Annotated in this window: 12 protein-coding genes and 1 pseudogene; 6 read left to right on the top strand and 7 right to left on the bottom strand. The window is 69.4% G+C overall.

Going from position 1 to position 11,439, the window contains the following annotated elements; all coding sequences use genetic code 11:
- The 3 genes and pseudogenes from AC5P1C_RS42915 to hemL form a co-directional block, all read right to left on the bottom strand.
- A pseudogene (locus AC5P1C_RS42915) lies at positions 1-293 on the bottom strand (hypothetical protein); the annotation flags it as partial.
- 267 nt (positions 294-560) lie between these two features.
- Complete coding sequence (locus AC5P1C_RS42910) at positions 561-1,244, bottom strand: histidine phosphatase family protein (RefSeq protein ID WP_493871447.1); 684 nt, start codon at positions 1,242-1,244, stop codon at positions 561-563.
- Entirely contained in the window at positions 1,241-2,581 is a 1,341-nt protein-coding gene (gene hemL, locus AC5P1C_RS42905; RefSeq protein WP_493871446.1) for a glutamate-1-semialdehyde 2,1-aminomutase, read from the bottom strand. Before hemL ends, AC5P1C_RS42910 begins: the two co-directional genes overlap by 4 nt.
- Positions 2,582-2,744: 163 nt before the next feature.
- Here hemL and AC5P1C_RS42900 point away from each other — a divergent pair, with 163 nt between their 5' ends.
- The gene (locus tag AC5P1C_RS42900) at positions 2,745-3,344 is read left to right on the top strand and encodes a hypothetical protein (protein WP_493871445.1); all 600 of its coding nucleotides are present in this window, start codon (positions 2,745-2,747) and stop codon (positions 3,342-3,344) included.
- A gap of 21 nt (positions 3,345-3,365) precedes the next feature.
- Here AC5P1C_RS42900 and AC5P1C_RS42895 read toward each other — a convergent pair whose 3' ends face one another.
- The 3 genes from AC5P1C_RS42895 to AC5P1C_RS42885 all read right to left on the bottom strand — a co-directional run bounded on the left by AC5P1C_RS42895 (position 3,366) and on the right by AC5P1C_RS42885 (position 5,804).
- Positions 3,366-3,947, bottom strand: a complete 582-nt coding sequence (locus AC5P1C_RS42895; protein ID WP_493871444.1) for an FMN reductase — start codon at positions 3,945-3,947, stop codon at positions 3,366-3,368.
- Positions 3,944-5,035, bottom strand: coding sequence for an LLM class flavin-dependent oxidoreductase (locus tag AC5P1C_RS42890; protein WP_493871449.1), 1,092 nt, complete (start codon positions 5,033-5,035; stop codon positions 3,944-3,946). Before AC5P1C_RS42890 ends, AC5P1C_RS42895 begins: the two co-directional genes overlap by 4 nt.
- 154 nt (positions 5,036-5,189) lie before the next feature.
- Positions 5,190-5,804, bottom strand: coding sequence for a TIGR03086 family metal-binding protein (locus AC5P1C_RS42885; RefSeq protein ID WP_493871443.1), 615 nt, complete (start codon positions 5,802-5,804; stop codon positions 5,190-5,192).
- Between the two features lie 82 nt (positions 5,805-5,886).
- Here AC5P1C_RS42885 and AC5P1C_RS42880 point away from each other — a divergent pair, with 82 nt between their 5' ends.
- Positions 5,887-6,777 carry a DUF6597 domain-containing transcriptional factor gene (locus tag AC5P1C_RS42880; RefSeq protein ID WP_493871442.1) on the top strand — a complete coding sequence of 297 codons (891 nt, stop codon included), beginning with the start codon at positions 5,887-5,889 and terminating at the stop codon, positions 6,775-6,777.
- A 218-nt stretch (positions 6,778-6,995) separates the two neighbouring features.
- Positions 6,996-7,766, top strand: a complete 771-nt coding sequence (locus tag AC5P1C_RS42875) for an SDR family NAD(P)-dependent oxidoreductase (RefSeq protein WP_493871441.1) — start codon at positions 6,996-6,998, stop codon at positions 7,764-7,766.
- A gap of 82 nt (positions 7,767-7,848) precedes the next feature.
- On the opposite strand, the gene AC5P1C_RS42870 is transcribed toward AC5P1C_RS42875, so the two are convergent.
- The gene (locus AC5P1C_RS42870) at positions 7,849-9,042 is read right to left on the bottom strand and encodes an RtcB family protein (protein WP_493871440.1); all 1,194 of its coding nucleotides are present in this window, start codon (positions 9,040-9,042) and stop codon (positions 7,849-7,851) included.
- Between the two features lie 191 nt (positions 9,043-9,233).
- Between AC5P1C_RS42870 and AC5P1C_RS42865 the strand changes: the two genes are divergently transcribed.
- The 3 genes from AC5P1C_RS42865 to AC5P1C_RS42855 all read left to right on the top strand — a co-directional run.
- Positions 9,234-10,115, top strand: a complete 882-nt coding sequence (locus AC5P1C_RS42865) for a DUF3558 domain-containing protein (protein ID WP_493871439.1) — start codon at positions 9,234-9,236, stop codon at positions 10,113-10,115.
- A gap of 116 nt (positions 10,116-10,231) precedes the next feature.
- Complete coding sequence (locus tag AC5P1C_RS42860) at positions 10,232-11,089, top strand: DUF3558 domain-containing protein (RefSeq protein WP_493871438.1); 858 nt, start codon at positions 10,232-10,234, stop codon at positions 11,087-11,089.
- 173 nt (positions 11,090-11,262) lie between these two features.
- Positions 11,263-11,439: DUF2637 domain-containing protein (locus AC5P1C_RS42855; protein WP_493871448.1), on the top strand; the 177-nt coding region annotated here is incomplete at its 3' end.

Here is an 11,439-nt window from a genome sequence, read left to right as displayed (position 1 = left end):
AAGAGACCGTTGCCGACCTCGCCCGCACCGTCCCAGGAGAAGATCACGAACTGCGGGGGCGTCTCACCCGGCTGCAGGGGCACGGGTTTGCCCGGCTGATGCGGCTGCTTTCCCGTGTACGAGGTCGAGCCGTCCCCGATCGGCTTCGCCGGGTTCTTCTTGTCGCCGCCCTTGCCCGACCCCGCGGGGCCGGCCGAATGACTGCCGCCGCCCGTGCCGCAGCCCGCGAGTCCCAAAGCGGCCGCGGTCCCGACCCCGAGGCCCAGCATTCCCCTGCGACTGATGTCGCGCATTCCATCCCCATTCGTCGCGCCCTGCAGCCCTGCACGCATCCATGCATGAGGGACGCCCCGTTAGAGGGCGCGACGAACAAAGGGGTTCCGACAAGTAGGCACATATTGAGTGCCTTTTACCGAGAACGGACATACAGTCGCGAGCCGATTACCTGGCGTGGGCGCCCCGAAGGGGCGCGGGGGCTGTTACACATTGCGGCTCCGCCGCGCGGGCGCGCCCAGCCACGACGACGCCGCAGACGATCGACGGCAATACCAGCGGAGTGCTTACGCGCCGAACGCCTTCGCCTTGCCCTTCACCGGCTTGGCGCCCGCGAGGAGATGTGCGGGCACGAGATCCCGCGCCGGCTCCGTGTACCCCACCGACACGATCTTGTCGCCGCGGTACGTGAACGTCGTCAGCGAGGCGAGCGTGCACTGCCGCTTGCGCGGGTCGTGCCACAGCCGCCGCTTCTCCACGAAGCTCCGCACGATCCAGATCGGCAACTGATGGCTGACGCACACCGCTTCATGACCGCGGGCCGCGTCCTTCGCCGCGTCCAGCGCGCCCATCATCCGCACGACCTGCTCGACGTACGGCTCGCCCCAGGACGGCTTGAAGGGGTTGACCAGGTGCTTCCAGTTCTCCGGGTTCTTCAGCGCGCCGTCACCGACACCGAAGGTCTTGCCCTCGAAGACGTTGCCCGCCTCGATGAGCCGGCCGTCCGTCGCCAGATCAAGGCCCTGCGCCTTGGCGATCGGCGTCGCCGTCTCCTGCGCGCGGTCCAGCGGCGAGGCGACGACATGCCTGATGTCACGCGGGGCGAGATGCTCGGCGATCCGGTCGGCCATCTGCCGCCCCAGCTCGGAGAGGTGATAGTCGGGAAGGCGCCCGTAAAGGATCCCGTCCGGGTTCTCCACCTCCCCGTGGCGCATCACATGGACGACAGTGATCTCGCTGCCCGCGCTCATGCGGTGGCCTCCGTGGTGGGGGATTCAGTGGCTTCGGCCGCCGCACGCGCCGCCGAAGGCAGGGCCGCGGCGATCTTCTCGATCGCCCGCTCGTCATGGGCGGTGGACACGAACCAGGACTCGAAGGCCGACGGCGGCAGATACACGCCCTGCGACAGCATCGAGTGGAAGAACGCGGTGAAGCGGAACGACTCCTGGGTCTTCGCGTCGTCGTAGTTCCGCACCTCACGCTCGGTGAAGAAGACGGAGAACATGTTCGACGCGTTCTGCAGCCGGTGCGCGACACCCTCCTTGGAGAGCGCGTCGGTGACCAGGGCGCGCAGCTGCCCGGAGACGACGTCGACCTTCTCGTACGCCGCGTCGTCGAGCAGCCGCAGCTGCGCGAGGCCCGCGGCCGTCGCGATCGGGTTCCCCGACAGGGTGCCCGCCTGGTAGACGGGACCGACCGGGGCGAGATGCCCCATGACGTCCGCCCGGCCACCGAACGCGGCGGCCGGGAAGCCGCCGCCCATGACCTTGCCGAAGGTCATCAGGTCGGGGCGCACGCCGTCGACGCCGAACCAGCCCGCCTTCGACGTACGGAAGCCGGTCATCACCTCGTCCGAGATGTAGAGAGCGCCGTTCTTCGCGCACGCGTCCTTGAGGCCCTGATTGAACCCGGGCCCCGGCGGCACCACGCCCATGTTGCCGGGCGAAGCCTCCGTGATCACACACGCGATCTCACCGGGATACGTGTGGAACGCCTCGTGCACCGCTTCGAGGTCGTTGTACGGAACGACGATCGTGTCGCCCGCCTGGGCGCCGGTGACTCCAGGGGTGTCCGGAAGCCCGAGAGTCGCCACGCCGGACCCGGCGGCGGCGAGCAGCGCGTCGACATGGCCGTGGTAACACCCGGCGAACTTGATCACCTTGGCGCGTCCTGTGAACCCGCGCGCGAGGCGGATCGCGGACATCGTCGCCTCGGTGCCGCTGGAGACGAGACGCACCTGCTCGACGGGCGCGATGCGCGCGACGATCTCCTCGGCGAGCGCGACCTCGCCCTCACCGGGCGTGCCGAAGGACGTGCCGCGCGCGACGGCCTCCTGGACGGCGGCGATCACTTCGGGGTGGGAGTGGCCGAGGATCATCGGCCCCCACGAGCAGACGAGGTCGACGTACTCACGGCCGTCGGCATCCGTCAGGTACGGACCGGTGCCGGACACCATGAAACGGGGCGTACCGCCCACTGCGCGGAAAGCGCGCACGGGAGAGTTCACACCGCCGGGCGTCACGGCCGCCGCACGGTCGAAAAGAGTCTGCGAAACTGGGGCGCTATACGGGAAGCTCACATGAACCATGGTGTCAGAGGCTTCGGACATCCTGCGGACAGGTGTTTCACTCGACGTTTTAGCCGGTGACCGTGGGGGAGGTCACTGACACGATGATCGGGTTGCGCGGCGGGGGCCTCGCGGCCTAGAAAAGCAGGGGCGGGGCGCCCTGGAAAAGCAGTCGGGTGGAGATATGCATCGCGGTGGCGGACTGGGCGAGGGGACCGACGGCCTGGGTCCGCGGCGTGCCCGGCGGATCGGCAAGCACCGGCGCGAGGCGGAGGCGGCCGAGGCAGAAGCCTCGGCACGGGGCGAGACGGAGCGGGACCGGGCGGAGACCAGGAGTGGCCGGGTGGGTGGGGTGACCTACAAATACTTCGGTGCCCCGGACGGCGCGACCGCCGCCCGCGTGCCCATCTCGATGCGCCCCGAAGAGCTCGGCGGAGACGAGCTCGGCATGGGCGGCATGTTCACGAAGATCAAGCCGGAGACGGTGGCCGCGATGGTCCTGACCGGCATCGAGGGCATACCCCTGAACAAGGTCCCCCCGCTCGAACTGGTCGTCCTGCACCCCGACTACGCCGTGGTGAAACTCCCCATGACGGTCGTCGACCCGCTGCGCGGCGTCGGCGAGGAGTCGGTCGGCGCCGCGGCCTTCATCTGGTCCACGGTCCCCGACCGCGGCGGCCCGCGCGACGCGTTCAACGTCTACCAACTCCTGCACGAATGGCAGGACTTCAGCCACCGACTGCATGACGCGGGGCATCAGGCGTACTGCCTGGTGTGGCCCTGAGGCCCCGCGCCTGTTTGGCCCCTACTCCGGCCACAGCGACGCGAGTTGCCGCTCGAAGGGGATCAGTTCGTCCTCCTGGGCCGGGGCGGGGCGCATGATTCCGGCCAATTCTTCCGCTGCCCGCTCGATACGGCCGTCGAGGCCGTCCGCGCCCCAGTCCTCGGAAGCGGCGTACACCGCTGTCGGTACGACCACGGCCCGCAGATGGGCGAACAGCGGGCGCAGCGCGTGTTCCAGGACCAGCGAATGGCGCGGGGTGCCGCCGGTCGCCGCGATCAGGACCGGCGTACCGGCGATCGCGTCCTTGTCCAGGACCGTCAGCACGTCGAAGAACGACTTGAACAGGCCGCTGTACGAGGCGGAGAAGACCGGCGTGACGGCGATCAGGCCGTCCGCGCCCTTCACCGCTTCCGCAGCCGCGCTCAGCTGGGGGCCGGGGAATCCGGTGACGTAGTTGTGGGCGATCTCCACGGCAAGGTCGCGGAGTTCGACGACCTGGATCTCCACGTCGGCGCGCCGGCCGGTGGCCGCCGCCAGGCGGTCGGCCAGGAGTCGGGTGGAGGAGGGGACGCTCAGCCCCGCGGAGACGACGACGAGCTTCATGCGGTGGCCTCCTCGGCCTGGGTCGCGGCCACGCGTGCGGCGTGGGTGGGTGCGTCCGGGACGTTCGCCGGGCGGTTCTTGGCGAACTCCTCGCGCAGGACCGGGACGACCTCCTCGCCGAGGATGTCCAGCTGCTCCAGGACGGTCTTGAGGGGCAGGCCCGCGTGGTCCATCAGGAACAGCTGGCGCTGGTAGTCGCCGACCGTGTCGCGGAAGGACAGCGTCCGGTCGATCACCTGCTGCGGGGAGCCGACCGTCAGCGGAGTCTGTGACGTGAACTCCTCGAGGGACGGGCCGTGCCCGTAGACGGGCGCGTTGTCGAAGTACGGCCGGAACTCGCTGACCGCGTCCTGGGAGTTCTTCCGCATGAACACCTGCCCGCCGAGCCCGACGATCGCCTGCTCGGGGGTGCCGTGTCCGTAGTGCGCGTACCGGTTGCGGTAGAGCTCGACCATCTTCTTCGTGTGCTCCTGCGGCCAGAAGATGTTGTTGTGGAAGAACCCGTCTCCGTAGTACGCGGCCTGCTCGGCGATCTCCGGGGAGCGGATGGAACCGTGCCAGACGAAGGGCGCGACGCCGTCCAGCGGGCGGGGCGTCGAGGTGAACGACTGCAGCGGCGTACGGAACGTGCCTTCCCACGTCACGACGTCCTCGCGCCACAACCGGTGCAGGAGCGCGTAGTTCTCGACGGCGAGGTTGATGCCCTGGCGGATGTCCTTGCCGAACCACGGGTACACCGGGCCGGTGTTGCCGCGGCCCATCATCACGTCGACCCGGCCTCCGGCGAGGTGCTGGAGCATCGCGAAGTCCTCGGCGATCTTCACCGGGTCGTTCGTGGTGATGAGGGTGGTGGAGGTGGAGAGGGTCAGGCGCTCGGTGCGGGCGGCGATGTAGCCGAGCATCGTGGTCGGCGAGGAGGGGACGAACGGCGGGTTGTGGTGCTCGCCGGTCGCGAAGACGTCGAGCCCGACCTCCTCGGCCTTCAGCGCGATGGCCACCATCGCCTTGATGCGCTCGTGCTCGCTGGGGGTGCGGCCTGTCGTGGGGTCCGGCGTCACGTCGCCGACGCTGAAGATCCCGAACTGCATGCCGGATCCGGACTGCATGGCTGACTCACTCTCCGAGGTTGTTGACTGTTCAACTATACCTGCGGAACGGTAGTGGGTCCGGGGGTATTCCCCCGCGGGTATCGGAGCGGGCGCGGCGTGGGCGTGGCGGGGCCTGGCCTGGGCTGGGCGCGGCCTACGCCGTTGGAGGGGTCTGCGGGGTCCAGCGGGGGTCTCGGCCCGTCTCGGCGAGGAGACGCTCCAGCTCGGAGGCGCCTTCGGGCACGGCGAGCGGCTCCCCGAAGACACCCATCTTCCGGGCCGTCGGAGCCAGGCCCGCGACCGCTTCCCGCAGCGCGGCGACCACACCGCTGCTCTCCGGAGCGGGCTCGTACTCCTGCCCCGTGGCGCGGGCCAGGTCCCAGGCGTGCACCGTCAGGTCGAGCAGGGCCATGGAGCCGACGGTCCGCGCGGGCATGCCCATCGCGCCCGTGGTGCCCTCATCGGCTCCGGGCGCGGCCCAGGCGGCGACCAGCTTCGCGGCTTCGTCGGCGAAACGGTCACGCCAGTCGGAGCCGGAGTCGCGGCTCTCCGCCACGAAGTCGGGGGTCTCACCGAACTCGGAGTCCTGCTTGGCGGCCAGCGCCTGGAACTGGACGACCACCTGGAGGAGGTGGTTGACCAGGGCCTTTACGTCGTACTCGGCGCACGGGGTGGGGGCGGTGAGGCGGTCTTCGGGGATGGCGCGGACCACGGGGACGGCGTGGGCGGTGGCCGCCTTCAGGAGGTCGGCGATGCTGGTGTCGGTCATGCCGTGACGGTAGGGCGGCGAGGGCTCCCGTGGCTTGAAGAAACGCGACACGGGTCGGCCGCCCCCGGCATACGATCAAGCCATGGCCGACGCCGCCGAAAGCCCGCTTTCCGGGCCTCGGACCGACACCCGCGGCATCGTGGACGCCGCAGGCCTCTTCGCCCGCGTGCATTTCCGCCGCGTCGCGCCGGGGGCGGCCGTGCTCCGCCCCTACGTGGAGCAGTACTGGCTGATCGACTGGGACCTGACCGAGTCCGAGCCGTACGCGTCGCACATCGTGCCGCACCCGTCCGTGAACGTCGTCTTCCAATCGCTCCCCGGCCAGGAGCCCTTCGCCGAGGTCGCGGGGATCGGGCTCGACCTCTTCACGCAGAAACTGGAGGGGCGGGGGCGGGTCTGCGGGGTGAAGTTCCGCCCCGGCGGCTTCCGGCCGTTCGCTCCTTCGGCGCCGGTGTCCCGGTGGACGGGGCGGCGGCTGCTGCCGCTGGAGGAGGTCTTCGGGGCGGTCCCCGAAGACGCGCTCGGCGCGGTGCTCTCCCCCGAGGACTCGGTGCTCTCCCCCGTGGCCGCGGTGCTCTCCCCCGAGGAGGAGCACGCGCGCGTGGCGGCGCTCGACGCCTTCCTGCTGAGCCTCGGCCCCACGCCCGACCCCCAGGCGGACCGCGCCATGGCCCTCGCCGAACGCATCGGCACGGACCGCGGAATCCGCCGGGTCGACGCGTTCGCGCGGGCGGAGGGGATGTCGGTGCGGGCGCTGCAGCGGCTCTTCTCGGCGTACGTGGGGGTGGGCCCGAAGTGGATGATCCTGCGCCACCGGATCCACGAGGCGCTTGAGCGGGCGGAGAGCGAGCGGGATCTTGACTGGGCGGACCTGGCGACGACGCTGGGTTACGCGGACCAGGCGCACCTGATCAGGGACTTCACGGCGACGGTGGGGGTACCACCGACGGCGTACGGGTCGCAGCGGGGCTGAGCCCGGTTCCCCGTTGCGGGCGCGGCGGGGGCTGCGAGTTCGGGGGGGAGCTGCGGGGTAACGGACGGGTGGGTGGGAGAGGCCGTTCGTCCAGGGACGGAGGGACGGATGCGGGGCCGGCCTCGGGTGGCCGGGGGGGCCAGCCGCGCCGCGGGCCCCGGCTGCTACCTATCCTGGCGGGACAACCAGACGCACACCAGTACGCCCAAGGAGCAGCCATGACCGCCGCGAACGCCGCCACCCGCATCGCGATCGTCACCGGCGCGAGCAGCGGCATCGGTGCCGCCACCGCGCGCGGACTCGCGGCCGCCGGCTACCGCGTCGTCCTCACCGCCCGCCGCAAGGACCGCATCGAGGCACTGGCCGCCGAGATCACGGCCGCGGGCGACGACGCGATGGCGTACGCACTCGACATCACGGACCGCGCGGCCGTGGACGAGTTCGCCACCGCCTTCCGCAAGGTCGCGGTCCTGGTCAACAACGCGGGGGGCGCACTCGGTGCCGACACCATCGCCACCGGCGACCCCGCCGACTGGCGCCAGATGTACGAGACGAACGTCATCGGCACCCTGAACGTCACCCAGGCCCTGCTCCCCGCACTCACCGCGAGCGGCGACGGCACGGTGGTGGTCCTCTCCTCCACGGCCGGCCACGGCACGTACGAAGGTGGCGGCGGCTACGTGGCCGCGAAGCACGCCGAGCACGTCCTCGCCGAGACCCTGCGCCTGGAGATCGTCGGCACCCCGGTCCGCGTCATCGAGGTGGCCCCCGGCATGGTCAAGACGGAGGAGTTCGCAACGACCCGCTTCGGCGGCGACGAGGAGAAGGCGGCGAAGGTCTACGCAGGCGTGGCCGCCCCCCTGACGGCCGACGATGTGGCGGACACGATCACCTGGGCGGTCACCCGCCCGCCCCACGTCAACATCGACCTCTTGGTGGTCCGCCCCCGCGCCCAGGCCTCGAACACGAAGGTGCACAGGGAGCTGTGAAGTCCGAGCCGGACGATCCGAGCCGGACGAAACCAACGCGAAGCAGGGCCCGGACCACAACGGCTCGGGCCCTGCCGGCGGTTCAGCCCTTCACACAGATGACCTGCTTGAGCTTGGCCACGACCTGGACCAGGTCGCGCTGCTGATCGATGACCTTCTCGATCGGCTTGTACGCACCCGGAATCTCATCCACGACACCCGAGTCCTTGCGGCACTCGACTCCACGCGTCTGCTCTTCCAGATCCTTGGTGGTGAAGCGTCGCTTCGCCGCGTTCCGGCTCATCCGCCGACCCGCGCCGTGCGAGGCAGAGTTGAAGGACTTCTCGTTCCCGAGGCCCTTCACGATGTACGAGCCCGTGCCCATCGAACCCGGGATGATCCCGTACTCGCCGGAACCGGCACGGATCGCGCCCTTTCGGGTGACGAGGAGATCCATTCCGTCGTAGCGCTCGGCCTGAACGTAATTGTGGTGACAGCTGATCTCCGGCTCGAAGGTGACCTTCGCCTTCCTGAACTCGCGGCGGATCACCTCTCGGGACAGCGCCATCATGATGGCGCGGTTGTACTTCGCGTACTCCTGAGCCCAGAAGAGGTCGTTACGGTACGCCGCCATCTGCGGGGTCTCCGCGATGAAGACCGCCAGGTCACGGTCGATCAGACCCTGGTTGTGCGGCAGCTTCTGGGCAATGCCCATGTGATGGTCGGCCAGCTCCTTGCCGATGTTCCGGGATCCGGAGTGCAGCATGACCCAGACAGAATTGTCCGAATCGAGGCAAAACTCCCAGAAGTGGTTGCCCGAGCCAAGTGTCCCCATTTGCGAAGCGGCTCGCGCCCGGCGGAACTTCACCTCATCCGCCACCCCGTCGAACCGCCCCCAGAAGCCCTCCCACCCACCGGTGGCGAACCCATGCAGCCTCCCCGGATCCACCGGATCCGCATGCATCCCCCGCCCCACCGGAATCGCCTGCTCGATCTTCGACCGCAATCGCGACAGGTCCCCCGGCAGGTCATTGGCCGTCAGAGAGGTCTTGACGGCGGACATTCCGCAGCCGATGTCGACACCCACCGCCGCAGGACACACCGCCCCCTGCATGGCGATCACCGAACCCACCGTCGCACCCTTGCCGTAGTGGACGTCCGGCATGACGGCCAGACCCTTGATCCAGGGCAGCGTCGCCACGTTCTGGAGCTGCTGGAGTGCGACATCCTCGACCGAGGCCGGGTCCGTCCACATCCGGATCGGTACCTTCGCCCCCGGAACCTCTACATACGACATAACGCCCTCAATCCCCCGTGGTTGAACATAAGTTTCACAAGCCCCGTACGACTTGAAACGCAAATACCCGCGCCAAGGTCAACGAAAGCGACGACGGACCGGCGTCCACGGCATTGCGTGCGATACACATTGTGTCCACCGGTCGCCCATCAGCGGCAACCCAATATCCCCGGCGCGAAGGAGCCCACACGGTGCAGCGGAAGGCGTACGTACCAGGCGTCGCAGCTCTCATCGCGGCGCTGCTCGCCGGCTGCACGGGCGGGGGCGCACTCGGCGGTGCGCCCGACGACTCCAAGCCCGGCGACACCGGCGGGACGACCGCAGCCGCCGAACCCGGCAAGTACCGCACGCTCCCCGAGCCCTGCGGCGAGGTCGACCGCGGCACGCTCGACTCGATGCTGCCCGGCATCAAGGAGACGCCGGGCGAGGAGCAGCGGGAGAAGGTGTACGAGGGTGTGCCCACCGTCACGTACGACACCGACCGGCGTGTGGGCTGCCGCTGGAAGGTGGAGTCCTCGGACGCCACCCACCATCTGCTCGTCGACTTCGAGCGCGTCGTCTCGTACGACCCCAACGTGAGCGATGACACCCGCGCCACGGAGGTCTACTCGTCGAAGGCGCAGAAGGCTGACCTGCCCGAGCCCTCCGGCACTCCCAGCGCCGACGAAGAAGACGGAGAGGACGGACAGGACGGGCAGGACGGAGGGGCCGACGCCGAGCCGTCCGATGGCGCCGGGACGGATGCGAGTGAGTCCGGCAAGGGGGACGACAAGGGTGACGCGGACGACAGCGCCTCCGGGGACTCCTCCGAACAGGGCGTCACGCCGCCCGGTCTCCAGCCCCGGATCCTGGAGGACCTGGGCGACGAGGCCTTCGTCGACGACGCGTTCTCGACCTCCGCGTCCACGACCCGGCACCGCACGGTGACTGTGGTGTTCCGCACGTCGAACGTCATTGTGACCGTCGAGTACGACGAGCAGCCGGGGCGTCTCACCGACATCCCCGACAGCAAGGAAATGCAGGACAAGGCGCAGGAACTGGCCGGATCGCTGACCGACAGCTTCAGCGATTAGGGACGGTTCGGGCGGGCGTCCGGCTCTCCGGAAGCGGAGTCGTCCGCGTCGGGCACGGCGTACCGTGGCCCATCGAACCGACGACAGCCGTCTTGAGTGACTTGAGTGAAGGAACCATGCACCGACCAGCACAGCGACTCACCCGCATACTCACCTGCGCAGCCGCCGTACCGGTGATCCTCATTGCCTCCGGCTGCTCCGCCGACTCCGACTCCGGTTCGGACGGGGCGAAGAAGGACTCGGGCTCGAAGGCTTCCGCCTCGGCCTCGGGCAAGGACAAGGCCGCGACCGTGGAGAAGGCGGCGTACAGCAAGCTGCCCGAGCCCTGCGAGGTCCTGTCGAAGAAGACGCTCGGCGACCTCGTCCCCAAGGCGAAGGACAAGTCGGGCAAGGCGGGCACGTCCGACGACACGTCGGCACGCGGCACCTGCTCCTGGGACAGCCTCGACAACAACGGCGTCGACGGCTCGCAGTTCCGCTGGCTCCGCGTCTCGCTGATGCGCTTCGACTCGGACGCGTCGCTGGGCAGCGGCGCCAAGCGCGCGCAGAACAGCTTCGCCAAGCAGGTCGCGGACGCGCAGGCGACGGAGGGCGCGAAGAGCGTCAAGACGGAGCCGGTGCCGGGCATGGGCGACCAGACGACGGTCGTGGCGTACGACCTGAAGAAGGACAAGGAAAACTTCAAGCAGCAGACGGTCGTGACGCGCGTGGAGAACGCCGTCGTCACGATCGACTACAACGGCGCGGGCCTGGCGGGCGACAAGGCGCCGAGCTCGAAGGACCTGTCGAAGGCCGCCGAGAAGGCCGCGAAGGAGGCCGCGGAGGCGGTCGCCGAGGCGAACAACAAGTCGGGCGGCGGCGCGAGCGACAGCAGCGGCTCGGGCAGCGGCTCGAAGGAGTCGGACAGCCCCAAGTCGGGCTCCAAGTCCGACGCGAAGTCCGGCTCCAAGTCCAGCAGCAAGCCCAAGAGCTGACGCCGGACGCGTGATCCGCGGCACGTGCCAAGCGTGCAACTCGCGGCGAAGTCAAGGCAGTTGTGGAGCCCGGCCCCTCTGGTGGCCGGGCTCCTGCCGTACCGGCACACCGTCTTCCACATGCGTGTGCCAGGCTGTCGCTCGCAACAAACCGAACAGGGAGGGGTTCGCGGGTGGCCGCGATGCAGCTGACACGCACGCACCGCATACTCATCGGCGTGGTCGTAGCCGGTGCGGTCGTCATCGCCGCGATCGGTTTCGCGGGGTCGTACACGGCCGTGCGTGACCTTGCCGAGAAGAAGGGTTTCGGCAGCTTCTCGGTGGTCTTCCCGATCGGCATCGACGCGGGC

It is taken from the genome of Streptomyces sp. A18 (assembly GCF_059026065.1).
This window is presented reverse-complemented; position numbering and strand designations above follow the sequence as displayed.

Excerpts from the sequence above, each read along its gene's own strand:
- AC5P1C_RS42900 (WP_493871445.1), top strand. The coding sequence starts at position 2,745 with ATGCATCGCGGTGGCGGACTGGGCGAGGGGACCGACGGCCTGGGTCCG.
- AC5P1C_RS42890 (WP_493871449.1), bottom strand. The coding sequence starts at position 5,035 with ATGCAGTTCGGGATCTTCAGCGTCGGCGACGTGACGCCGGACCCCACG.
- AC5P1C_RS42895 (WP_493871444.1), bottom strand. The coding sequence starts at position 3,947 with ATGAAGCTCGTCGTCGTCTCCGCGGGGCTGAGCGTCCCCTCCTCCACC.
- AC5P1C_RS42870 (WP_493871440.1), bottom strand. The coding sequence starts at position 9,042 with ATGTCGTATGTAGAGGTTCCGGGGGCGAAGGTACCGATCCGGATGTGG.
- hemL (WP_493871446.1), bottom strand. The coding sequence starts at position 2,581 with ATGGTTCATGTGAGCTTCCCGTATAGCGCCCCAGTTTCGCAGACTCTT.
- AC5P1C_RS42885 (WP_493871443.1), bottom strand. The coding sequence starts at position 5,804 with ATGACCGACACCAGCATCGCCGACCTCCTGAAGGCGGCCACCGCCCAC.
- AC5P1C_RS42880 (WP_493871442.1), top strand. The coding sequence starts at position 5,887 with ATGGCCGACGCCGCCGAAAGCCCGCTTTCCGGGCCTCGGACCGACACC.
- AC5P1C_RS42875 (WP_493871441.1), top strand. The coding sequence starts at position 6,996 with ATGACCGCCGCGAACGCCGCCACCCGCATCGCGATCGTCACCGGCGCG.
- AC5P1C_RS42910 (WP_493871447.1), bottom strand. The coding sequence starts at position 1,244 with ATGAGCGCGGGCAGCGAGATCACTGTCGTCCATGTGATGCGCCACGGG.
- AC5P1C_RS42860 (WP_493871438.1), top strand. The coding sequence starts at position 10,232 with ATGCACCGACCAGCACAGCGACTCACCCGCATACTCACCTGCGCAGCC.